This is a genomic window from Frankia sp. AgPm24 (assembly GCF_023243055.1).
In the GTDB taxonomy this organism is placed as follows: Bacteria; Actinomycetota; Actinomycetes; order Frankiales; family Frankiaceae; genus Frankia; species Frankia umida.
The window spans coordinates 42,245-65,506 of sequence record NZ_JALKFW010000214.1; the positions used below are offsets into that span (position 1 = coordinate 42,245).

19 protein-coding genes are annotated in these 23,262 nt (G+C 71.5%); 13 read left to right on the plus strand and 6 right to left on the minus strand.

Annotated elements, in window-relative coordinates; translation table 11 throughout:
- Window positions 1–247: 247 nt before the first annotated feature.
- Both MXD61_RS24220 and MXD61_RS24225 read left to right on the plus strand, forming a co-directional pair.
- The gene (locus MXD61_RS24220; protein ID WP_248815727.1) at window positions 248–1,666 is read left to right on the plus strand and encodes an NtaA/DmoA family FMN-dependent monooxygenase; all 1,419 of its coding nucleotides are present in this window, start codon (window positions 248–250) and stop codon (window positions 1,664–1,666) included.
- Window positions 1,660–2,148, plus strand: coding sequence for a flavin reductase family protein (locus tag MXD61_RS24225; protein ID WP_248815728.1), 489 nt, complete (start codon window positions 1,660–1,662; stop codon window positions 2,146–2,148). The genes MXD61_RS24220 and MXD61_RS24225 overlap by 7 nt, the downstream gene beginning before the upstream one ends.
- A gap of 87 nt (window positions 2,149–2,235) precedes the next feature.
- Here MXD61_RS24225 and MXD61_RS24230 read toward each other — a convergent pair whose 3' ends face one another.
- A complete protein-coding gene (locus MXD61_RS24230) occupies window positions 2,236–3,192 on the minus strand; it encodes an SDR family NAD(P)-dependent oxidoreductase (protein ID WP_248815729.1) in 957 nt (318 codons plus the stop codon).
- 100 nt (window positions 3,193–3,292) lie between these two features.
- Here MXD61_RS24230 and MXD61_RS24235 point away from each other — a divergent pair, with 100 nt between their 5' ends.
- Window positions 3,293–3,862 (plus strand): TetR/AcrR family transcriptional regulator, encoded by a 570-nt coding sequence (locus MXD61_RS24235; RefSeq protein WP_248815742.1) that lies wholly within the window; start codon window positions 3,293–3,295, stop codon window positions 3,860–3,862.
- Between the two features lie 61 nt (window positions 3,863–3,923).
- Here the strand turns inward: MXD61_RS24235 and MXD61_RS24240 are convergent, their stop codons facing one another.
- From MXD61_RS24240 to MXD61_RS28205, 3 genes are all read right to left on the minus strand, one after another.
- On the minus strand, window positions 3,924–5,327 hold the full coding sequence (locus tag MXD61_RS24240) for a cytochrome P450 (protein ID WP_248815730.1): 1,404 nt from the start codon (window positions 5,325–5,327) through the stop codon (window positions 3,924–3,926).
- 8 nt (window positions 5,328–5,335) lie between these two features.
- The gene (locus tag MXD61_RS24245) at window positions 5,336–6,580 is read right to left on the minus strand and encodes a terpene synthase family protein (protein WP_248815731.1); all 1,245 of its coding nucleotides are present in this window, start codon (window positions 6,578–6,580) and stop codon (window positions 5,336–5,338) included.
- A gap of 833 nt (window positions 6,581–7,413) precedes the next feature.
- On the minus strand, window positions 7,414–9,306 hold the full coding sequence (locus tag MXD61_RS28205; protein ID WP_285223369.1) for an ABC-F family ATP-binding cassette domain-containing protein: 1,893 nt from the start codon (window positions 9,304–9,306) through the stop codon (window positions 7,414–7,416).
- A 370-nt stretch (window positions 9,307–9,676) separates the two neighbouring features.
- On the opposite strand from MXD61_RS28205, the gene htpG reads away from it, so the two are divergent.
- The 3 genes from htpG (at window position 9,677) to MXD61_RS24270 (ending at window position 14,111) form a co-directional block, all read left to right on the plus strand.
- Entirely contained in the window at window positions 9,677–11,599 is a 1,923-nt protein-coding gene (gene htpG / locus MXD61_RS24260) for a molecular chaperone HtpG (protein ID WP_251080541.1), read from the plus strand.
- A 99-nt stretch (window positions 11,600–11,698) separates the two neighbouring features.
- Window positions 11,699–13,150, plus strand: coding sequence for an aldehyde dehydrogenase (locus tag MXD61_RS24265; RefSeq protein WP_308222836.1), 1,452 nt, complete (start codon window positions 11,699–11,701; stop codon window positions 13,148–13,150).
- Window positions 13,137–14,111 carry a hypothetical protein gene (locus tag MXD61_RS24270; RefSeq protein ID WP_248815733.1) on the plus strand — a complete coding sequence of 325 codons (975 nt, stop codon included), beginning with the start codon at window positions 13,137–13,139 and terminating at the stop codon, window positions 14,109–14,111. Before MXD61_RS24265 ends, MXD61_RS24270 begins: the two co-directional genes overlap by 14 nt.
- On the opposite strand, the gene MXD61_RS28570 is transcribed toward MXD61_RS24270, so the two are convergent.
- Window positions 14,075–15,604: a PstS family phosphate ABC transporter substrate-binding protein gene (locus MXD61_RS28570; RefSeq protein WP_248815734.1), complete on the minus strand. Its 1,530-nt coding sequence runs from the start codon at window positions 15,602–15,604 to the stop codon at window positions 14,075–14,077. The two genes, MXD61_RS24270 and MXD61_RS28570, sit on opposite strands and share 37 nt — an antisense overlap.
- Before the next feature lie 432 nt (window positions 15,605–16,036).
- On the opposite strand from MXD61_RS28570, the gene MXD61_RS24280 reads away from it, so the two are divergent.
- The 3 genes from MXD61_RS24280 to MXD61_RS24290 all read left to right on the plus strand — a co-directional run bounded on the left by MXD61_RS24280 (window position 16,037) and on the right by MXD61_RS24290 (window position 17,762).
- Window positions 16,037–16,324 (plus strand): hypothetical protein, encoded by a 288-nt coding sequence (locus tag MXD61_RS24280; RefSeq protein ID WP_248815735.1) that lies wholly within the window; start codon window positions 16,037–16,039, stop codon window positions 16,322–16,324.
- Window positions 16,285–16,593: a hypothetical protein gene (locus MXD61_RS24285; protein ID WP_248815736.1), complete on the plus strand. Its 309-nt coding sequence runs from the start codon at window positions 16,285–16,287 to the stop codon at window positions 16,591–16,593. The genes MXD61_RS24280 and MXD61_RS24285 overlap by 40 nt, the downstream gene beginning before the upstream one ends.
- 200 nt (window positions 16,594–16,793) lie before the next feature.
- Complete coding sequence (locus MXD61_RS24290) at window positions 16,794–17,762, plus strand: hypothetical protein (RefSeq protein WP_248815737.1); 969 nt, start codon at window positions 16,794–16,796, stop codon at window positions 17,760–17,762.
- A gap of 90 nt (window positions 17,763–17,852) precedes the next feature.
- On the opposite strand, the gene MXD61_RS24295 is transcribed toward MXD61_RS24290, so the two are convergent.
- Window positions 17,853–17,993 carry a hypothetical protein gene (locus MXD61_RS24295; protein WP_248815738.1) on the minus strand — a complete coding sequence of 47 codons (141 nt, stop codon included), beginning with the start codon at window positions 17,991–17,993 and terminating at the stop codon, window positions 17,853–17,855.
- A 55-nt stretch (window positions 17,994–18,048) separates the two neighbouring features.
- Here MXD61_RS24295 and MXD61_RS24300 point away from each other — a divergent pair, with 55 nt between their 5' ends.
- The 4 genes from MXD61_RS24300 to MXD61_RS24315 all read left to right on the plus strand — a co-directional run bounded on the left by MXD61_RS24300 (window position 18,049) and on the right by MXD61_RS24315 (window position 22,917).
- Complete coding sequence (locus tag MXD61_RS24300) at window positions 18,049–18,606, plus strand: LysR family transcriptional regulator (protein WP_374629494.1); 558 nt, start codon at window positions 18,049–18,051, stop codon at window positions 18,604–18,606.
- Between the two features lie 243 nt (window positions 18,607–18,849).
- On the plus strand, window positions 18,850–20,142 hold the full coding sequence (locus MXD61_RS24305) for a cytochrome P450 (protein ID WP_248815739.1): 1,293 nt from the start codon (window positions 18,850–18,852) through the stop codon (window positions 20,140–20,142).
- Window positions 20,143–20,407: 265 nt separating this feature from the next.
- Window positions 20,408–21,523: an AMP-binding protein gene (locus tag MXD61_RS24310; RefSeq protein ID WP_248815740.1), complete on the plus strand. Its 1,116-nt coding sequence runs from the start codon at window positions 20,408–20,410 to the stop codon at window positions 21,521–21,523.
- Window positions 21,523–22,917, plus strand: coding sequence for an aldehyde dehydrogenase family protein (locus MXD61_RS24315; protein WP_248815741.1), 1,395 nt, complete (start codon window positions 21,523–21,525; stop codon window positions 22,915–22,917). Before MXD61_RS24310 ends, MXD61_RS24315 begins: the two co-directional genes overlap by 1 nt.
- Window positions 22,918–23,262: the final 345 nt, after the last annotated feature.

The following is a 23,262-nucleotide window of genomic DNA, read 5'->3' on the forward strand; positions in this document are numbered from 1 at the left end:
ATCGTTGGACATACCGACGCACGCGCCGCATGCTGGGCGCCATGGCCCAGTTGACCTGCGTGTTGCTGACACGTTGTCGCTGGCTTGATTTCGCCCGCGGCCAGGCCGCGCTCTGTCGCTGACCTCCGTGCCCGCCGCGCCGGCCGCCCGAGCCCGCGCCGTTCCTCCGGTGGACGTCCAGACCGACGCCTGAACTGGCGTGTGGACGTCCGTGCTGACGTATGTACAGGCGTCCAGGAAGGTCAGTATGTCCGATTCTACTCCGCATCCCGGCTCGGCTTCGAACTCCGGCTCGGCCCGGCGGCCGGGGCGCACCCTGAAGCTGGGGGCCGTCCTGTTCGGTGTCGGTGGCCCCGGCCAGCACACCACCTGGCTGGATCCCGACATCCCGACCAACGCGAGTGTCGACGTGCGCTGGTACATCGCCCGCGCACAGCAGGCCGAGGCGGCGAAGTTCGACCATGTGTTCATCGTCGACAGCCAGTTCATCACGCCGGACTCGCCGCACCACTACCTGAGCCGGCTCGAGCCGCTGACGCTGCTGTCCGCCATCGCGGTACACACGCACCACATCGGCCTGGTCGGCACGATCACCACGTCCTACAACGAGCCGTTCAACGTGGCCCGCAGGCTCGCCTCACTCGATCACATCAGCGGCGGGCGGGCCGGCTGGAACGTTGTGACCAGCGGCGACGCGGGCACCGCCGGCAACTACGGCCGCGACGAGCACTACGACTACGCCACCCGTTACGGCCGCGCGCTCGAGCACGTGCGCGTCGTGCAGGGCCTGTGGGACTCCTACGAGTCCGACGCCTTCCCCCGCGATCGCGCGCGCGGCGAGTTCTTCGACCGGACCCGTCAGCACACCCTGGACCACCGTGGCGAGTACTTCGGTGTCGTCGGCCCGCTCAACCTCGAGCGCACCCCTCAGGGCCAGCCGGTGATCTTCCAGGCCGGTGACTCCGAGGAGGGGCGTGACCTGGGCGCCAGCATCGCCGAGGCGATCTTCACCCACGCGCCCTCGCTGGCGCAGGCGCAGGAGTTCCGCCGCGAGATGCGGGCCCGGGCGGCCGCGAAGGGACGCGACCCCGAGCACGTGCTCATCGTCCCCGGCGTCTCCCCGGTGATCGCCGACACCGACGCCGAGGCGCGGGCCAAGGACGACGCGGCGCGCGGCGGGCGCAGCTTCGAGCGGGCGCTGGCCGAACTCGGCCGTCCGTTCGGCTGGCACGACTTCACCCGCTACGACCTGGACGCCCCCTTCCCGGACGTGGGCGACGCCGGCGCGCGCAGCTTCCGCACCCACGCCGAGTCGATCACGACGCTGGCCCGTGAGCGCAACCTCACCCTGCGCCAGGTCGTCGAGCACCAGCTGGACGCCCAGCGCTCGCCGTTCGTCGGTTCCCCGCTGACCGTCGCGAACGAACTCCAGCGCTGGTTCGAGGCGGACGGCCTGGACGGCGTCAACATCACGGTGAACTCGGCGCGCGAGTTCGCCCGCTTCACCGAGCAGGTGGTGCCGATCCTGCGCGACCGTGGCGTGGTACGCGACGAGTACTCCTCGACGACGCTGCGCGGGAACCTCGGTCTGCCGGTCCCGGCGAACCGGCACACAGTGGCCCGAGCGGCCAGTACTCTCGATGTGGTGGAGGTCGGCACATGGTGAGCCCACCGCAGGTCATCGACTCAGCTCGGCTGCGATATGTGTTCGGCTCGTTTCCCTCCGGTGTGGCCGTGGTGGCCGCGGAGGTCGACGGCGCACCTGTGGGGCTGCTGGTCAGTTCGTTCACCAGCGTCTCGTTGGAGCCGCCGCTGGTCTCGGTGTGCGTCGCGCACTCGTCGAGCACCTGGCCGCTGCTGCGCTCCGCGCCCCGTCTCGGGGTGAGCATCCTCAGCGCCGCCCAGGAGCGCCACGGCCGTCAGCTCGCCGGTCGCGGCGCCGACCGGTTCGCCGAGCTTGACTGGCGCACCACCGACGCCGGGGCCGTCCTGCTCGACGACGCCGGAGGCTGGCTGGAGACGAGCGTCTCCCAGCAGGTCCGGGCCGGTGACCACGACATCATCGTGCTCGAGGTCCATGACCTTGACGCCGATCACGATGTCAGCCCGCTCGTCTTCCACGCCAGTCGCTTCCGCCGCCTCGAGTAGCCGCTCCGGCGCCGGGCCGCGCCCGGTTCCGCGGAACCAGGCGCGGGCCGGGCCGGCGCCGGTCGTGCGCGACGCCGACTGCCGTGGTCAGCCGGCGAGGGTGGTGACCGAGAGGTCCCACAGGCGGGCGGCGGCCTCGGGGTCAAGGGCGTGGGCGGCGACGCCGTTGCGGGCGGAGAGCATCCCGACCTCGGCCTGGTGGCAGTCCTCGAAGTAGCGTCCGCCCACCCCGGCCAGCAGCGGGGACGCCGCGAGCAGCACCGAGGTGGCCGCACCCTGCTCGGGGCTCTTCCAGCGCAGCGCGGGACCAGTGCCGTCGCCCGCGGCGGCCCTGCGCAGCCGCTCGAGATCCGCCTCGGAGACGTGACGCTGCAGGTTGGTGCGGATGCCGCCGGGCATGAGCGCGTTGACGGTGATCCCATCGTCCGCCCACCGGCGGGTCGCCTCCACGGCGAACAGCACGTTCGCGGTCTTCGACTGCCCGTACGCCGCCCACGGCTCGTAGGGACGGCGCTCGAAGTGGATGTCGTCGAACACGACGGGGGAGCGGTGGTGGGCGCTGGAACTCACCGACACCACGCGCGCCTCGCCGGTCGGGGACGCCGCGGCGGCGGCCAGCGCCGGGTGCAGGCCGGTGGCCAGGGCGAAGTGGCCGAGATGGTTGGTGGCGAACTGCAACTCGAAGCCCCGCGGGGTGCGCAGCAGCGGCGAGGCCATGATGCCGGCGTTGTTGACCAGGATGTCCAAGGGGCCGGCCCAGTGGGCGACGAAGGTCCCGACGCTGGTCGGCTCGGCGAGGTCCAGGTGGCGGACCTGGACCGGCACCGGCGCCTTCAGTTCGGCGGCCACCCGTTCACCCGCGGCGACATCGCGCACGGCCAGGGTCACCTCCGCTCCGGCGTCGGCCAGGGCCCGGGCCGTCTCGATCCCGATACCCGAGGCGCCGCCGGTGACGATGGCGCGCCGTCCGGTCAGGTCGAGGCCCGCGAGCACCTCGGCGGCGGTCGACTCGGCACCGAACGGGGTCGTGATCCGGTCGCTCATACGGCGTTTCCTCCAGAAGATCGGTAAAATCAAGCGGAGGTTCCTCCACTTCGATCGGTCATAACCGGAGGTCCCTCCGGAAGATTCCCGGGAGGTGAACATGGCGGCACGTCCGCTGCGTGTCGACGCGCGGCGTAACCGGGAGCGCCTGTTGGCGGTGGCCGTCCGGGTGCTCTCGCAGGACGGACCGCAGGTGCCACTGGAGGCGGTCGCCCGGGAAGCCGGTGTCGGCATCGGCACCCTCTACCGGCACTTCCCCACCCGGGAGGCCCTGGTGGACGCCGCCTACCAGGGTGAACTCGACCGGCTCTGCGACTGCGTCGACGACCTGCTCGTGACGCTGGCGCCCGCCGCGGCGCTGCGGACCTGGATGGACCGGTTCTTCGACTACCTGACGACCAAGCAGGGCATGGGGCCGGCGCTGCGGGCACTGGTCGCCTCCGGGGGCAATCCCTTCGCACGCAGCCGGGAGCGGCTGACCAGCGCCGTGGCCACGTTGCTGCGGGCCGGCGCGTCGGCGGGCGAACTACGGGCGGACGTCGCCCCGGACGACGTGCTCGTCGCCCTGTCCGGGATCTGCCTGGCCGCCGCCGACCGTCAGGACCGCGACCAGGCCGGCCGTCTGCTCGACCTGTTCCTCGCCGCGCTGCGCCCACCGGCCCGCCGATGATCGCCGCCATCATGATCGCCGGATATCTGCTGTCGGGCCGGCTCGCCGCCGGGCGGGGACGCTACGGCCGGCGCAGCCAGGGAACCATCGGGTAGGGGCCGGTACCCAGCGACGCCCGGGGGATCGCGGTGTGCGGGCGGGCACCGGGCACGGGACGCAACCAGAACCGGTGGGCGATGTTCGCGATGGTCAGAGTGGCCTCGGCCAGGCCGAACGTGTCACCGATGCACTTGCGGCTGCCCCCACCGAACACGGTGAACGCACCAGGCGGGATCTCCCGGGCCCGCGCCGGCAGCCAACGGTCCGGGTCGAAGTGCTCCGGATCGGCGAACAGCGCGCCACTGTGCCCCATCGCGTACGGGCTGTACAGGACGATGCTGCCGCGCGGCAGGTGCCGGCCGCCGAGGTCGGTGTCCTGCGTGGTCACCCGGGTCAGCACCCACGCCGGCGGGTAGAGCCGCAGCGTCTCCTGAAGGACCCGGCCGGTGTAGTCGAACGCCGCGATGTCGGCGACACCCGGTGTGTCGCCGCCCGAGCGTTCGAGGACGCCCGCGATCTCGGCGTGCACCGCCGCCTCCACCGGCGGATTCTGCGCCAGCACGTGCAGCACCCACCCGATCGCGTTCGCGGTCGTCTCGGTCCCACCGATCAGCAGCGTCATGACCTGGTCGAACACCTCGGCGTCGGAGAGCCGCGCGGCCTCGTCCCCGTCCCGCGCGGCGACGAGGATGGACAGCAGGTCGCCGTGGTCGGTGCCGTCGCGGCGCTGCAGTTCGATGGTTTCGCCGATGACGGCGAGCATCCGGGCGCGGACCTGGTCGAACCGGCGGTTACCGGGCAGGGGGAGTTTCTCCCACCAGTCCACCGGGGCGACCGTGCGCTGGTAGACGCCACGCATGATGATCGGCATGCATGCGGCGACCTCGTTGAGGATGCGCGATTCGGCGACGTCGGTGGCGAACATCGTGCGAGCGGTGATCCGCAGGGTGAGGGAGTGCAGCGCCTCGTTGACGTCGATCGCCTGGCCCGCGCGCCAGGTCGAGAGCACCCGGTCGATCTCCTCGGCCATGAGCTGCAGATACCCGTCGAGGCGGCCATGGTGGAAGGCCGGCTGCATCAGCCGGCGCAGTCGACGGTGCACCTCCCACGGCGCGCTGACCAGCCCGTCGCCGATGAGCAGCCGGACCTTGTCAAAAAGCGGCCCGCCTTTGTCGTAGACCCGGGTGCGTACCAGCACCTCGTTCACCAGATCGGGATGACAGGCCAGATACGCCCGGCGCGGCCCGAGGCTGATCTCGACGAGATCTCCCTGGGCGGGCAGGCCGGCGAGAAAGTCCAGTGGTCGACGCATCAGTGCCGGTGCATGACCAAGGCCAGGAACGCGACCGTCCGCGACGGCGAACGTGTACGAACGGGTGCGTACCTGGTCGCGACCTGGCCGAGCCACGGTTTCGCTGGTCGTCACCACACCACCTAACGGGTACCGATGGCTGCCCCGCCAGTCGGGCGCCCGGCGGCGCCAGGTGGCACCGTGGGCTGGAGGCGTTCCAAGGATCGCACGGATTCCCACGGATCTGGGCGAAATCGCGTCACCGGCGCATACAGATCGACCCAGCCGGACGTCGCGCCGTCCCAGACGAAACCGTCACCGAAGTAGCGTGGTGTGAGGTATTCGAACTCCTGGCTGCCGCCCATGAGCAGGTCCAGCGCGCCGAGATACCGTCGGACGTCGTCACGTGCCCCGAGCGGGCCGGCCAGCAGCTCGTCGCGAGCCCGCGCGTATTCCCGTTCGTGCCACGCCACCAGCCCGCACAGCTGGTCGACCGCGGGCTGCAGCGCGAGCCCGTCATGTTCGACCAGCACCCGCACCACGGTCATCGGATCGTTCTGGGCATGCTCCTTACGCCAGGAAAGCAGATCATTGATGATGATCATCTGGCGGCGGCAGTGGTCGTGGACAGCGGCCAGTTCGGCGACGATGTCGCTCAGATCCACCTCGGCGCCGTATTCGGTCATCAGCTCGATGAAATCGCAGCCAAAACTGTCCAGCCGGACGGCGAGGCAGGTCTCGTAGTCGGGCACCGTGCCGGCGAGCTTCGCGTCGATCTCGGTGGCGCAGCCACGCAGGAACGCCGCGAGGGCGGCCACCAGCCGCCCCGTCTGCGCCCGACTGAGCCCCGTGCTGATCCGCTCCCACAGATCCCGCGCCGCCCGCCCGTACGCGACCTGATCCACCCGCGTCTGGTCGGTCCTTGCCTGATCCACCCGCGCCTGGTCGGTCCTTGCCTGGTCGGGCCGGGTCTCGCCGGGCCGCACCGGGGTGGACCGCGTCTCGTCACCTTGCGGCTGCTCGGGGATGAAGTCGCCGATGATCGCGGCGAAGACGGCGCGGGCATCGGCGAGGTTCGCGCCGAGACCGGTCCGGTCGGAGACGAAGGTGTCGATGACCGTGACGAACTGATACCAGTCGGCCACGTCACGGGCCCGCCGCGCGTCGGCGTCCGGCACCGTGAGCGGACCGTAAAGACCGTTGCGCTGACGCAGAAAGAAAAGCAGCTCGGATTCGCTCGAGAAGCAGTCGGACAGGTATGCGCGCACCCACCCGTTGGATGCGAACTCGATCTGCGCCGCCCGCGGGTGATATCGCCATGGCAACGACCGCGGAAGCTCGGGAAGAAAGAACTCACGCACCGGATCGGACGACGGACCCGCTTCCATCCGCTCCTCGTCTCCTCGCATCTCGGCAGCGCTGGGCAGGGGTGTCGGCGGAAACGGCTGTCGTAGGTAGAGGTATCACACGAAGGCGGTGTTCGAGTGGAAGAGTGGTGAAAACATTAGATAAGTAGCCGTCAGTTGTCAACCGGCTCGGCTTGTGTGGCGCAAGGTGGGTATGCGGTCGAGGTGCCATGACGACGGTGCTCCGGCGCGTGTTCGCGCGTACTGTGATCCGAATCACATGCCCGCCGTGGATGACCCCCGGTCGCCCGCGCTCCGCGGCTGGTTGGCCGGTGGCACGGCGACGCATCCGTCACGTTCGGCGGCGCGTCCGCCATGTCCGGCGCGTCTGCCACGTCGGCCACCCTGGCCCGCCCGGCCGAGGCGGGGTCCACCTTCCGCGACCGGCCCATCTGTGTCGCATGGCCATGCCGCGTGGCGTGGCCATGCGGTTCCCGCCGCGGCCTCGATCGCGTCCGGTCGAGGCATGGTGCGCAAGTCGGGTGGTTCGATGTCTCGCCGAACCTCGGGAATGCCGGATCGCGGCCAGCTGGATGTCCGATATCTACAGATATAAGTAATTACCTCGTCGCCGTGATGACGGGGTGAGCGCTTCGACGCAGCCGAATTGTGGTCAGGACGATGACATGCCGAGGGTTGTTCGAGGATTCAGGGCCCGATTTTCCATACAACCCTCGGCATGCGGCCGTCCAACCCTCGGCATCTGACCGCGGACCGCAGGGTCGGCCGCCGGCGGGCGGATCCGCGGGAAGATCGTGCGGGTGCGGGTGCGGGTGCGGGTGCGGGTGCGGGGGATGTGGGGATGCGGGGCATGGTCACGTCCGCGGGGCGGCGCCGGAATGGTGGGCCAGGGTGAGGCGGTCGCCGTTCCAGCGGCGGCGGACCCACCGGTCGTGGCTGACCAGCACGATCGCCCCGGGATAGGCGGAGAGTGCGGCCTCGAGCTCCTCGACGAGTACCAGGGAGAGATGGTTGGTGGGTTCGTCGAGCAGCAGGACGTCGGCGCCGGCCCCGAGGACCAGGGCAAGCGCGAGGCGCTGCCGCTGGCCGGCCGACGCCCGTCCCAGCGGCACCATGAGCTGCTCGCGGGTGAACAGCCCGAAGGCCAACAGCGCCTGTGCGTCCTCGGACCGGACCTCGACCCGTCCACCGGCGCGGGGCGAACCCCGCAGGGTGGAGTCGGTCAGGGCGGCGCGGCCGTGTGCGAAGGCGGCCAGCAGGGTGCGTTCCGGATGGGTGACCGGGATCTGCTGCGGCAGGTGCGCGATCGTGGCATGCCGGGTGACCTCGCCGCCGTCGGGGACGAGATCGCCGGCGAGTACCCGCAGCAGGGTCGTCTTGCCGGCCCCGTTCGGGCCGTCGACGAGCAGCCGCTCCCCGGCGCCGACCACCAGCGACACCGCCGGCAGCCGCCCCGCCACCGTCACCTCCACCGCGCCAAGCAGCGTCCCGCCGGTTGGGCTGGCGCCGCCGGCTGGGCTGGTGGTGCCGGTTGGGCTGGTGGTGCTGGTCGGCCTGGCATCGCTGGTTGGGCTGGTGGTGCGGGTTGGGCTGGTGGTGCTGGTGGAGTCCGGGGCGCCGGCGGAACCGGCGCTGACGGCCAGGGACGGGCGGGGCGACTGGGTTGGGCGGGGCGACTGGGTTGGGCGGGATGGCTGGGTTGGGCGGGATGGCTGGGCCGGCAGGGCGAAGCGCAGTGCTTCGGGGGGTGCGGCGACGGGGTGGTCGAGCAGGCGGCGCAGACGTTCCTCGGCGTTGCGGACCCGGCTCGCGACCGCCTGCTGCACGCGGTCCCCGGCCAGGCCGTAGGACATCTTGTTGCGATCGGTCGCGGCGCGATGCGGGGAGACCCGGCGGGCTGTGGTCAGGGTGGCCTCCCGCTGGCGGTCGACCGCGGCGCGCCAGTCCGCGTGCGCCTGGGCCTGGCGGGCCCGAGCGGCGGTGTGGGCCTGCAGATATCCCGCGTAGCCGTTGCCGTAGCGGGTCAGGCCGTGGCTGGCCGCGTCCACTTCGACGAGGGTGCCGGCGACCGCCTCGAGGAACACGCGGTCGTGGGACACCAGCGCCGTCGTGCCTGTGCGGGCGCGCAGGTAGGTGGCCAGCCAGGTCAGCGCGTCGTCGTCGAGGTGGTTGGTCGGCTCGTCGAGCAGCAGCACCTCGCGGCTGGCCACCAGCACGCACGCGAGCCGCAACCGGGCCTGCTGCCCACCGGAGAGCGTGGCCAGCGTCCGCTGCCGCGCGAGCCCGGCGAGCCCCACCCCGTGCAGCACCCGTTCGACCCGGGCCGTCGCGTCATAGCCGCCCCGCAGATCGAACATGGTCAGCAACGTGCCGTACTCCTCCAGTACCGCATCCGAGCTGGTTGTGCCGGCTGGTCCGGCCATCATCGCCTCGAGCTGGCGCATCCGGGACGCGATGGCCCGCAGTTCGGCGAGGGCGTCGTCGACGGCGTCACCGACCGTCCAGTGGGACGGCAGCGGGGCCTCCTGCGGCAGGTAGCCGACGCCGGCGTCGGCCTGGACGATCACCCGACCCTCGTCGGGCTGTTCACGACCGGCGAGCAGCCGCAGCACGGTGCTCTTGCCGGCGCCGTTCTCACCGATGATCCCGGTGCGGCCGCCGGGCGGCAGGGAGCAGCTGACATCCCACAGCACGCGGCGATGATCGTACGACTTGCTGACGCCATCCAGGGTGAGCTGGGTGGACATACGTGTCCTCCGAGGCGGTACCAGGCGGGACGGCCACGGCGGGCCGTCGGGTCGGCGCCTCAGCGGAGCATCGGCAACTCGTTTCGTCCGGGAGTGGGAGCGCTCTCGAACCTGCCACGGTGGCGTCGCCAGGGCAAGCCGTTTTCCACTCCGGAGCCATCGCCGGGTCACCTCGGCGTGACCGTTCGGGCGCCGGCGGCATGGTTGGAGACGGATCAGCAGTGATAGGTATGATTTCTGCCGCGGATGCGGTGTGGTGGACGCCCGATGTTCGCGACCCTGTTCGGCTGAATTCGTATGGAGGAACTCCGTGACCACCCGGGTCGAGACGCTGGAATTCCAGGCGGAGGCGCGCCAACTGCTGCGCCTCATGGTGCACTCGATCTATTCGGACAAGGACGTGTTCCTGCGGGAGCTGATCTCGAACGCGTCCGATGCGCTGGACAAGCTGCGGTTGGCGTCACTGACCGAGCAGGAGCTGCGTGTTGACACGGCTGACCTGCACATCGACCTCGAGGTCGACCGGGACGCGCGCACCCTGACGGTGCGCGACAACGGCATCGGCATGTCCCGCGAGGACGTCGTCAACCTGATCGGGACGATCGCCCGCTCCGGCACGGCCGAACTGCTGCGCTCGTTGTCCGAGGCGCGGGCGGCGGGTGACACCACGGCCTCGGCGGATCTGATCGGCCAGTTCGGTGTCGGCTTCTACGCGACGTTCATGGTGGCCGACCGGGTCAGCCTGGTGACCCAGCGGGCGGGGGAGCGGACCGGTACCCGCTGGGAGTCCGACGGCGAGGGTTCCTACACCATCGAGGACGTGCCCGACGCCCCCCGCGGAACCGCGGTGACGGTGCACCTGAAGGCCGAGGACGCCGAGGACCGGCTGTTCGACTACACCGCCGACCACAAGATCCGCGAGATCGTCAAGAAGTACTCCGACTTCATCGCCTGGCCGATCCGGATGGCCGTCGAGCGCCCCGCCCCCTTGCCGGACGCGGACGCGGATGCCGACGCGGATGCCGACGCGGATGCCGCGGGTGAGCCGGTCGCCGCGACCACGATCGAGATCGAGACGCTGAACTCACGCAAGGCGCTGTGGGCCCGGCCCCGCGACGAGGTCGACCAGGCCGAGTACAACGAGCTCTACCGGCACCTGAGCCACGACTGGAGTGACCCGCTCGAGGTCGTCCAGATGAAGGGCGAGGGCACGTTCGAGTACGAGGCGCTGCTGTTCATCCCGTCTCGCGCGCCGCTGGACCTCTACACCCGGGACGCCCGCCGCGGCGTTCAGCTGTACGTCAAGCGGGTGTTCATCATGGACGACTGCGAGGCGCTGCTCCCGAACTACCTGCGGTTCGTCAAGGGTGTCGTCGACGCCCGTGACCTCTCGCTGAACATCTCCCGGGAGATCCTGCAGCAGGACCGGCGTATTCAGCAGGTGCGCCGTCGGCTGGTCCGCAAGGTGCTGGCGACGGTGCGCAACCTGCTGGAGAACGAGGCCGAGAAGTACCGCACCTTCTGGTCGGAGTTCGGTGCCGCCGTCAAGGAGGGTCTGCTCGACGCGGCCGAGGACAGCGAGGCGATCCTCGAGATCATCTCCGCCGCCTCGACCCACGACCCGGAGCAGACCACGACGCTGCGCGGCTATGTCGAGCGGATGAAGGAGGGCCAGACCGAGATCTACTACATGACCGGTGACTCGCGGGCGACCATCGAGAACTCGCCGCACATGGAGGCGTTCGCGGCCCGTGGCTACGAGGTGCTGATCCTGACCGACCCGGTCGACGAGGTCTGGGTCGAGCGGGTCGGCCGCTTCGACGACAAGGTGCTGCAGTCGGTGGCCAAGGGACAGGTGGACCTGGACACCGAGGACGACCGCAAGAAGACGGAGACGGAGCGGGAGCAGCAGCGCACCGATTTCGCCGCGCTGCTGACCTGGATGGGTGAGCGGCTGCGGGACGAGGTCAAGGAGGTGCGGCTGTCCTCCCGCCTGACGACGTCGCCCGCCTGCGTCGTCGGCGACACCTTCGACATGACACCCGCGCTCGAGCGGATGTACCGCTCGATGGGCCAGCCGGTGCCGGCCGCGAAGCGCATCCTGGAGCTCAACCCGACCCATCCGCTGGTCGCCGGCCTGCGCCGCGCCCACGAGCAGGACACCGAGTCCGCCGCGCTCACCGAGACCACCGATCTGCTCTACGACCTGGCCCTGCTCGCCGAGGGCGGCGACCTGCGCGACCCGTCTCGCTTCACCCGCCTGCTCGCCGGCCGCCTGGCCAGCGCCCTGTAGGCGGACGGGGGCGGCGCGGCGGAGACATCGACGCGTCGATGCGACATCGACTAGTTTTTGTCTCGGCTGGTCTTGGGCTTGATTCTGGGGAGGTGTGCGGTGGTGCACACAAGCGGTGACATCTTCGTCGACGGTCAGTGGGTCGCGTCGAGCTCGCAGCACCATCTCGATGTCGTCTCGCCCAGTACCGAGGACGTGATCGGTCGGGTCCCGGACGCCAGCACCGAGGACGTGGACGCCGCGGTGGCCGCCGCGCGACGGGCGTTCGACACCGGCCCGTGGCCGCGGCTGAGCCCGGCGCAGCGCGCGCAGGTGCTGGGCGAGCTGCTCGAGCAGCTGGTCAAGCGGGCGGACGAGCTCGCACAGACGATCACCGCGGAGAACGGCGTCCCGGCCGCGATGGTCCGCTCGGCGCAGGTCGACAACGGGCTGGACGTGCTGCGGTACTACACCGAGCTGGCCAGCACCTTCGAGGACGAGGCGCCGCGCGAGGGGCGCTACTCCCCGGCGATCGTGCGCCACGAGCCGGTCGGCGCGGTCGCCGCGATCGTCCCGTGGAACGTGCCGTTCTTCCTGGCGATGATGAAGGTCGCCCCGGCCCTGGCCGCCGGCTGCACCATCGTGCTCAAGGCCGCTCCCGAGACGCCGCTGAACGCCTATCTCGTCGCCGAGGCCGCGGCGGCCGCGGGGCTGCCCGCCGGGGTGCTCAACGTGCTGGCGGCGGGGCCGCGCTCCAGCGAGTATCTGGTGACGCACCCGGGGATCGACAAGGTCGCGTTCACCGGCAGCACGGCGGTGGGCCGCCGCATCGCGTCCCTGGCCGGCGGCCAGCTCAAGCGGGTCACCCTCGAACTCGGCGGCAAGTCCGCGGCGATCGTGCTGCCCGACGCGGATCTCGCGAACGCGATGGCGCGTCTGGTCACGATGAGCCTGTTCCAGAGCGGGCAGTTCTGCGTCGCCCAGTCGCGGATCGTCGTCCCCGTCGACCGCTACGACGAGGCCGTGGAGATCTTCGCCGCGAAGGTCAGCGGCCTGAGGGTCGGCGACCCGACCGAACCCACCACGTTCATCGGTCCGCTGATCAGCGACCGTCAGCGGGCCCGGGTCCTCGACTACATCGACATCGGACGTGACGAGGGCGCGACCCTGGTCACCGGCGGTGGCCGTCCGGCCCACCTCGAGCGCGGCTACTACGTCGAACCGACGGTGTTCCGCGACGTCGACCCGGGCATGCGGATCGCCCAGGAGGAGATCTTCGGCCCGGTCGTCGCCTTCCTGCCCTACCGGGACGTCGACGAGGCCGTGACCATCGCGAACTCCACCGAGTTCGGCCTGTACGGCACGGTGTGGACCGAGGACCTCGACCGCGGTGTGGAGGTCGGACGGCGCATCCGCACCGGCACCTTCGGAGTGAACGGCATCTCGCTCGACCCGGCGGCGCCGTTCGGCGGTGTGAAGCAGTCCGGTCTCGGCCGGGAACTCGGCCCGGAGGGGCTCGCCTCCTACCTCGAACCGAAGACGATCACCCTGCCGGCCAGTGCCCGAGGCTGAGCCGGCCGTCGCGCCCGTCCTGCTGGACGCGGGGCGCTATTCGGTGTCGGGGCTGCTGGCCGAGGTGGCGCAGCCCCGCGGGACGATCGTCGCGCTGCACGGCGGGGGGATGAACGCCGGCTACTTCCACGGCGGGGCGGCACCGGAGCTGTCCCTGCTGACGATCGGCGCCGCCGCAGGCTGGAACGTGCTGGCCCTGGACCGTCCCGGCTACCGGGCCAGCGCCGCCCTGGCCGAGGCCGACCAGAACTTCGCCGCCCAGGCCGGCATCGCCCGCGCCGCCCTCGCCGACTTCGCGGCCACGCACACCGTCGGCGCGGGCTTCGTCCTGGTCGCCCACTCCAACGGCTTCAAACTGGCCATCCACGTCGCCGCCCAGACCCCGCAGGCCGCCGGGGCCGCCGAGGCCGGCAGCGGTGCGCTGCTCGGGCTGGAGGGGTCCGGGGTCGGCCTGCGCTACCAGGCGCAGCGCTACGGCATCCACCCGGATGTCCCACCGCCGGCGACCGTGGCCGAGGCGATCGAGGTGTTCTGGGGGGCGTCCGAGCTGTATCCCGCCGACACACTGCGGGGACGGCGCGGTTTTCTCGAGCCGTCCGCGAAGGGGGAGAGCGCGGAGATCCACACCTGGCCGCCGTCGTTTCCGTCGCTGGCGCACCACATCCGCGTGCCGGTGCGGATCACCATGGCCGAGTACGAACAGTGGTGGACCAGTGACGAGGGGGAGCTGGCCGCGATCGGTCGGCTGTTCACCGCGGCCCCGACGGTCGAGACCTGCCTGCTGGCCGATGCCAGCCACAACATCAGTCTCGGCTGGGCGGCCCGCCCCTACCACCTGGCGGCTCTTGCCTTCGCCGAACGTTGTCGGCTGCGCGCGACTCTCGCCGCCGCCGCCGCGGCCGGCGATGAGGCGGCCGGCCCGCCTCAGCCACGGCAGCGTGGCAGGTTGTCGGGGGTGTAGCAGGGCTGGTCGTCGTCGGTGGTGAGGTCGCTGCGGCCGGGGCCGGTGATCAGATAGCTGAGGAAGGCGTCGGCGAGGCTGCCCGGCACCGGCCTGCCGTCGGTGTAGGCGTACTCGATCTCGGTGAAGCGATACCCACTGTCATGGATGGACGGCGCGTGGCCGTCGATCGACACCGGGTGCACGTTGGGTGTGTTCCGCGCCGCCCGCAGGTCGACGTACCCGACCGCGCCCGGCAGCGCCGCCACCCGGCCCGCGATCTCCGCGCTGCTCGCCAACTGGCAGTACACCGCCTGCCCGCCGGCCGCACCATCACCGAGGCAGCCACCGGGTGAACTGGTGGCCGGCTCCGCGTCGCCGCTCAGGAACAACGCGTCGAAGGCCTGCCGGGTGCCCGAATCGCCGGTGCGACTCAGGGCGGCCACCGGCACGGGATCGCGAGGGCTGATCCGGCTCCAGTCGGTGATCCGCCCGGCCGGGTCGGCGGTGTAGAGCGCGCGGATCTGCCCGGAGGTCAGGTTCGACACCGCCAGATGGTTGTTGACCACCAGCGCGAACACGGACAGGGCAGCGGCCTGCCCCCACAGCCGGGGGCTCGCACCGGTCTGCACCCGCCCGTCGGAGAAGGCGATCAGATCGGTGCGCGGTTCGCTTCCCGCGGTCAGCTCGCGCAGACCGGCCTCGCTGCCCCGGGCGTCCATGACGATCGTCGCACCGGGGCAGTCACGCTGGTAACGGTCGGCGGCCGCCCGCGCGATCGGCGCGAACGCCGTGGACCCGGCGATCGTCAGCCGCCCGCCCACACAGCCGACCCGGGTGCGCCCACCGTCACCCGGGATGAGGATGATCGCCGCCAGCGCCACCACACACGCGGTGAGCATCACCATGATCAGACGGGCCGGCCGGCTGAACCGCTGGGGCTTGTCGTCCACCGAGACGCTCTCGGTCTCGACGATGCCGCCGTCGCGGATACCGCCGCGCACGTGCAGATCGCTGCCGGCGCCGCCGCCGCTGAGCAGGATCAGCAGCTTGTAGTGCTGGCCGGGGTTCAGCGGCACACGCGGCAGCTGGAGCAGGTTGTCGCCGTAGCGGAGGCTGTCCGGGGCGGAGAAGTGGCCGAGCAGATGCAGCTCGTCGGGATCGGGGATGACCACGACGCTGCGCACGGTGAGGTCGGCGACATCCACGGTCAGGCCGTGCGGGCCGTTGTTGGTGTAGTCGGACTCGCTGATGCTCTGCGCGCCGTAGTTCTCGATCCGCAGCAGGACGAGCGTGGCGTCGGAGATCCCGGGCAGGTTCGTGAACTGGCCGAAGACGGCCTGGCCGCGCCCACCCCGGCTGCCCCCACCGACCCGGATCGCCATCTGCACCCGGTACCCGAGCTGCCGGCGACGGGGGCGCCGCTCGTACCAGACCGCCGCGACCGACGCGCCCACACCCAGCACCGCGGTGAGCACGGCGACGACGTTGCTGGTGCTCCACCAGTCAGCCACGGTCCTCCTCGACCACGATCCCCCGTGCACCTCGCTGACCCTGCACCTCGCTGACCCTGCACCTCGCCGGCGCTGAAGCTCGCTGGCGCTGAAGCTCGCTGGCCCTGAACCTCGTCCAGCGCGAATCTGGGCGGAGGCACTCAGATCGGCGATTTCTGGTGAGGCTACGGCCGATGTCCGACAGTTCGCCGCGCTGCTGCGGTCGATCGCCGTTTCTTCGCCGACGCTTTCCCGTCCGTTCACCGTCGTCCTCGGCGCGTCGGTGGGTCGGTGGGTCGGAGAGTGCGGCCCGGGCATCCGAGGCGACCTCAGATCGAGGCCGGCTGTGCGGGTGCGTCGGCCTGGGGCCGAAACGGTTCTGAACAGGCGTTTCGGTAACAGGTCCGACGTGGGCGGGATCCGCTTGCGTCGTGGTGCGGCTACTGTGCGGCCATGGTCTGGAACCGGCGCGGGAACACCGACGGCGGGGCGTCGTCCGGTCGCGGCGGCACGAAGCGTGGTGGCAGCCCGCCGGTGGTCCGCGACGACGGCGACCGGCACCGGCGTAAGGCCGGCGGGGACACCGGGGACCGTCCCGTCGAGTTCGGCGACTGTTCGACCTGCAACGGCAAGGGCGAGATCGAGTCCGGACGCCAGGAGGTCGACGAGGACGGCCGTTTCCTCGGCAACGCGGTCGTGCGATGCCTGGTCTGCGATGGCACCGGGCGGGTGGGCACCTGATGGGCGTCGGCGGCCGGCCCGGCCGTGGTCGCCGCGGCGGCGGCCGTCTCGTCCCGATGATCAGCGTGACGGCCTGCCGGGAATGCCGCCGGGCCCGCGGCGCGGCGCTCGCCGGAGTCCGCGGCGCCCGCCCCTCGCCCCGCGACGGCTCCGGTCACTGCCCGCATGGCCTGGTCGACCGCACCGTCTGGGCGCAGGGCGAAGGCCCCGGCTCCGCACCGCCGGGGGACCCCACCACCCCCGGTGATCGCCCCCGCGGCCCCGTCTGACCGACCCGCCCGTCCACGGTCCGGCCTCCGACGGGCCGATGTCGAAGGGGCCGACGTCGAAGCCTGGTCGACAGGCCCGACGAGAACCGGGGGCAGCGTCCAGGCTCCGCGGCCAGGATGGCGGTGGCGACCGGGCGGCGCCAGGCCAGGGCGCGCGGAGCGGCCCGTGGTCATGGCACAGGGTGGGGACGGGGACGGGGTTGGCGGAGGTCGGGGCGGCGCTGGAGCGGTGGCAGGTGCAGGTGTACCTGGCCGCGATCGGGCTCGGCGTGCTGGTGGGGCTGGTGTCGCCGGGGGTCGGGTCGGGGCTGGAGCAGGCGGTGAGTCCGCTGATAGCGGCGGTGCTGGTGGTGAACTTCGTCGTGGTGCCCGTGGTGGTCGCAGCCCTCCTGCCACTGCTGCCGGACGACCGGGCGCTGCGCCTGGACGTGCTGCTGGTGCTGTTGTGCCCGTGCGTGGACTGGGTGGTGGTGTTCGGTGGGCTGGGCGGCGCACGGCGGGTACAGCTGCTCGCGGTGACGCCGCTGCTGCTGGTCACGCAGCTGGTGCTGCTGCCGGGCTATCTGAGGGTCCTTTTTGGCCCCGAGCTCGGGGACGTGGTGCGGGTCGGACCGTTCCTGTCGGCCTTCGCGTGGTTGATCGCCGTCCCGCAGCTGCGGGCGTGGCTGGTGCAGGCGGGGGTGGCTCGCCGTCCGCGTGGCTGGTTCGCGGCCGCGGCGGCCGGTACGGACGTGGCGATGGTGCCACTGCTGGCCGCGACCCTTCTCGCTGTGATCACCTCGCAACTGCCCCGGCTCCGCGCCGGTGGTGGTGGGGGTGGTGGTGGCCCGACTGTTCGGCCTGGACGCGCCGGCCGGACGGGGGGTGGTGTTCAGCGGTACCGCCCGCAACACCCTCGTCGTGGTGGGGCTGGTGGAGGCGGGCGTGCGCGGCTCACCGTTGTCGAGTCCGTCGTTCTTGGCCGTCATCATCTCGACCAGGCCTCGGGCCATCGCCGCCGACCAGCCGACGCCGACCAGGCCGTCGTACTGCTCCTGGACGCTGATCCGCTGGTAGCGGATGGGGCGGCCGAACACGTCCGACATGATGTCGGCCAGCTCGTGACCGGTCAGGTCCTGCGGGCCGAGGACGGCGACGCTGCCCTGGCCGGTCCAGGTGTCCTCGCGTAGCAGGTCGGCGGCGCGAGCGGCGATGTCGCCGGTGGCGCAGGTGGGGAGCGCAGGTGGGGGAGCGCAGGTCACCGTTCGCGGTGGAGGCGATCACGCCCTGGTCGCGGATCGCGGTGATCTGGCGCGGCCGTCAGTGCCGCCGTCGCCGTCGGCGTCGGCGTCGGCGTCGGCGAGCAGGTGGGTCAGCAGTTGGCGGCCGATGCGGCTGGTCGGCGCGGTGACAACAATCATGATCTGGTTTCTCCAGGGAATGCGGCTGATGTAGCGAGGCGGCTGTGCGATAGAGGTGCGCGAGCTGCGGTATTTTGTGGCCGTCGCCGAAGAACTGCATTTCGGCCGGGCCGCCGAGCGGCTCGCGATGGCGCAGCCGCCGTTGTCCCGGGCGATTCGTGAGCGGGAGCGGCGGCTCGGGGCTCGGCGGCTCGGGGCTCGGCTGCTGGAACGCACCACCCGCCGGGTCGCGCTCAAGGCCGACTACGACGCGGGCATGCTGCCCGCCATCCTCGCCGCCTACCGCGAGCAGGAGACGACGATCGAGGTGGAGTTGCTGCTCGGCGGGTTGGGCGAACAGGAGCGGGCGCTGCGCGACGGTCGGGCCGATGTCGCGCTGCTGCCGACCCCGGCCGAACCCCGCGGTCTGGAACTCGAACCGGTCCTGATCGAGCCGCGGCTGGTGGCACTCGCCGCCTTCGTCCGCGCCGCCGGCGGCGTGGCCGCGGCCAGAGCCCGCGAAGGAGCTCCGCAGCGCACGGACCCCTCGGGCGGCACCGGTACGGCCGGTCCCGGGGGCGCGGTGGGCGGGGCGGTCGGGTCGGTGCCGCTGCCGGCCGCCGCGGGGGCGTAGCGGCGTCCGACGCCTGGCATCCGGCCGACGGCTGACAGCCGCTGGTCGATGGGATTCGGCTATCGCCCCCGCGAGGCCGTCGAATTGCCGGTAGTGGGATTCACCCGCAGTTTTATCCGGGTGTCGGGGTTGATTCATGTCGGATGCAACAATGACGTCATCCAGTGCGGCGGCGGGGATGACCGGGTAATCGGCCCGGTCGCGTCGTCGTCCACGTTCTACGAACCACGGGGAGATGCGCAGATGACCGCTTCCACGCCCGCACCGGCACCGCCGACCGCACCGGCACCGCGGGCCTCGGTCGTCCCGGATACCGGCGGGTGGGAGTACAGCGGGGTGATGTCCGCACTGGCGCTGGGACGACAGCCGAATCCGTATCCCTGCTACCAGGTGGTCCGCGAGCGGGGGGTGTTTCTGCCCGGGGAGATCGCCGGCGGGCGGGTCACCCTGGTCACCGGGCACGCGCAGGCGTCCGCGGCGCTGGCCCATCCGGGTGTCGGGCATGGTTACCGCGATGGTGTGAGCTACCGCGGCACCATGGAGGACGGCCTTGGCTCGCTGCTGCGCGCCGACCCGCCGGACCATGGTCGGTTGCGCCGGCTGGTCGGGCGGGCGTTCACCCCGGGGGTGGTCGCCGCCCTCGCACCGGGGATCACCGAGACCGCCGACGACCTGCTCGACGAGGCGCTCGCGCAGGGTGAGGTCGACGCGGTCACCGCGTTCACCCGGCCCCTGCCACTGCGGGTGATGTGCCGACTGCTCGGGGTACCCGACGTCGATGAGCCCCTGTTCGGCGAGTGGGCGGACGCGCTGGCCCGCGGTCTGGACCCGCGACCGACGTTGAGCGAGCAGGAGAACGCGGCCCGCCAGTCCGCGACCGTCGGTTTCGAGGCCTACTTCCGGGGCCTGCTCGCCGACCGGCGGGCCCACCCCCGCGCGGACCTGCTCAGCAGCCTCGTCGCCATCCACGACGAGGACGGCGACGCGCTGACCGAGACGGAGCTGCTGGAGCTGTGCACGCTGCTGCTCGTCGCGGGCTACGAGACCACGGTGAACCTGCTCGGCGCCAGCATCCTCGCCCTGGCCGACCATCCCGCGGCGCTCGCCGCCCTGCGCGCCGACCCGACGCTGATCGGCCCCGCCGTCGAGGAGGTGCTGCGCTACGACCCGCCGGTGCAGATCATCGGCCGTACGATCCTGGCGGACCTCGCGATCGACGGCCATGAACTCACCCAGGGTGAGGGGCTGCTGATGCTGGTCGGCGCCGCGAACCGCGACCCGGCCGCCTACGACGAGCCGGACACCTTCCGCATCGACCGGTTCACCGGGACGGGACGGGCCCGGCGCCATCTCGGTTTCGGCATCGGCATCCACTACTGTCTGGGCGCGCCCCTGGCCCGCATCGAGGCCGACCTCGCCCTGCGCGCCCTGCTGCGCCGCACCAGCGCGATCACCGTCGCCCGCGACCAGGTGACCTTTCGCAGCCAGATCGTCGTCCGCGGCGTGCGCACGCTGCCGGTGCGGCTGACGGCCTGAGCGTGGCGCCACCGCCCGTGGCCAGGCATCCGGACGGGCCCTGGCCGCCGGCGGGCGTCCCGAACCGATCGTGATCCAGGTGGTGTGGTTGAACGGCGCACGACCCGCGGATGGCGGGTTGGTGCTGCTGGCGGCGTGTCGCGGACGGAAATTCCTATGAAGCAATCAGGAGCCGCCGCAGGGGACGCCACGTGGTCGACGATCGGCGACGATCCGGACTGCCGGTGATCGAACCGGCGGTCCGACGCGCCCGCGGAGGCAGCGCATGAGCACCACCATCCTGGATCTACCCGAACCCGGTCGAGCACCCGTCGACCTGGACCCGCAGGAATACCTCGCCGCGCTCATGCGCTGGCACTTCGACGCGCGGACGGGCAGCCCGTTCTGGCTGCGCCGCGCCCGCGACCTCGAGTTCGACCCGATCGCCGACGTCCGCACGTTCGACGATCTGCGCCTGTTCCCGAACGTCGTCGACGAGTTCCGGGACGTGCCGGTCGAGGACCTGATTCCACGCGGGCTGACCGGCGCCGACCGGGTGATCGCCGGTGTGTACGAGTCCGGTGGGACGACCGGGCTGCCCAAGCGCTTCGTCATGTTCGACCGCTGGATGGAGTTCGCCCTGGGCTGGGACGAGGCGCACTACGCGCCGCTGGGCCAGGCGAACGTGCTCGCCGTCGCCCCGAGCGGCCCGCACATGTTCGGCGAGTTCGCCCGCCGCCGCGCCCGCCGCCAGAACGGGGTGCTGTTCTCCCTCGACCTCGACCCGCGGTGGATCAAAACGCTGCTCGGTCGCGGCGACATCGCCGAATCCGAACGCTACGTCGAGCATCTCGTCGACCAGGCCGCGCATATCCTGCACACCCAGAACGTCGGTATTCTCATCACCACCCCGCCGCTGCTGGAACGCCTTTCCCGCCGCGACGACCTCGTCGAGGCCATCCGCAAGGGCGTCCGCTACATCTGCTGGAGCGGCGCGCATCTCGACGCCGACACCCGCGACCTGTTCCGCAACGAGATCTTCCCCGGTATTCCACTGAAAGGTCTGTACGGCAGCACCACCATTCTCGGGATGTCCCGGGAACGCGACGTCGAACGCGCCGACGGCCTCGCCGCCTTCGACCCGCCGAGCCCGTACATCGTGTTCCGGGTCGTCGACCCCGACACCGGCGACGACGTGCCCGACGAGCAGCGCGGCCAGGTCGTCATGAACCACCTCACCAGGTACGCGTTCATCCCGAACAACCTGGAACGCGACCACGCCCTGCGGATCGCACCGCCGTCCGGCACACCCGGCGCGCCCGGTGCGCTCGGCGTTTCGGTCGCAGACGTCGGCCCGGTCGCCACCTTCGCCGAGCACACCGTCATCGAAGGGGTCTACTGATGGCCGCCCACCCCCAGCCCGAAGCACCCCTGCAGATCGATGCGCTCGGGGCGGCCGGGCCGTACCGCAGCCGCACCCGGGCGCCGCTGACCGCGGTGTCCGGCGCACCGATCGGTGAGATCTCCCAGGCACCGGCGCTGTACGTGCGCCGCACCCTCGCGGCGATGCGGGCCGCGCCGGTCATACCCCGCGACGAGCGGCTGACCGCGATGGAACGGGCCGCGGACGTCTTCGCCACCGCCACCCTCGGCGGGTTCGACCCGGATGGCTATGTCGAGCTCGTCTCGACCGCCTCCGGGGTGCCGAGGGCGGTCGTGCGCCAGTCCGTCGAGTGGATCACCGATGTGCTGCGCTCGCAGCGGGAGGTCCTCGACCTCGCCCGTCCGACGGGGGCCGTCGGCGACTGGCGTGACGGACGCACCCACGCGGGCGCCGCGGTGTGGGCGCGCCGCGGTGACCTGCTCGCCGTGCACGCCGCGGGCAACACCCCGGCGGTGCACGGCCTGTGGCCGGAGGCGCTCGCCCTGGGCTACAAGGTGGTCGTGCGTCCGTCGTCCCGCGAGCCGTACACGGCGTTTCGGCTGGTGGCGGCGCTGCGCGCGGCCGGCTTCCCACCGGCGACGATCACGTTGCTGCCCACCGACCACAGCGTCGCCGACGTGCTCATCAGCGAGTCGGACTTCGCGATCGTCTATGGCGGGCAGGACGTCGTCGACAAGTACAGCGCCATCCCCACCGTCCTGCCCCAGGGCCCCGGACGCTCGAAGATCCTGGTCACCGCGGACGTCGACTGGCGCGACAAGGTCGACCTGATCGCAGACTCGGTCAGCCACCTCGGTGGGACGGCCTGCACCTGCACCACCGCCGTGCTCGTCGAAGGCGACCCCGGGCCGCTGGCCGAAGCCCTCGCCGACCGCCTGGGCCGCATCCCGAGCCTGCCCGCCGACGACCCGCGGGCCACCCTCACCGTGCAACCCACCGCGTCCGTCGTCGAGATCGACCGCTACCTGCACCGGGTGGCCGGCGACGCCCGGGCGCTGCTCGGCGGTGACACCATCGTCGACGAACTACCCGGCGGCGGCGCGGTGCTGCGCCCCGCCGTGCACCTCGTCGACACGGCCACCGCCCCCCAGCTCGGCGTCGAACTGCCGTTTCCCTGCGTGTGGGTCGGCCCGTGGCAGCCCTCCGACGGCCTCGCCCCGCTGCGTGACACCCTGGTCCTGACCGCCATGACCACCCGCGGCGAGCTGATCGACGCCCTGCTGGACGAGCCGTCCATCACCAACGTCTACGTCGGCGACCACCCGACGACCTGGCTACGCCCCGGCGTCCCCCACGACGGCTACCTCGCCGACGTACTGATGCGCACCAAGGGCATGATCCGCTCGGCGTGACCCATGTGACCCCACCGCAGCGTCAGCCCCGCACACCGGTGACCCGGCCCGGCATCTGTGTCGCCTGTGCGATCCGTGCGTCACTGGTGCTCACCGTACCAGTGTGATCACGTCCGGCCGGTGTGCCGGTTACCGCCGTGCCTGGATGGGACGCGGAGCGGTCCGGCAGCGCCGGATTGCGGCCGTATCACTGCCAAAGTCATGGCATGCCGAGGGAAATTCGGGGAATTCGGCCTCGAGATTCCGAACAACCCTCGGCGTGTGGCCGAACAACCCTCGGCGTCCGGCCGCCGCCCGGTTTCTCGCCCGCCGAGGGCCGTCCGCCGTCAGTGGTCGGCCCTCGGC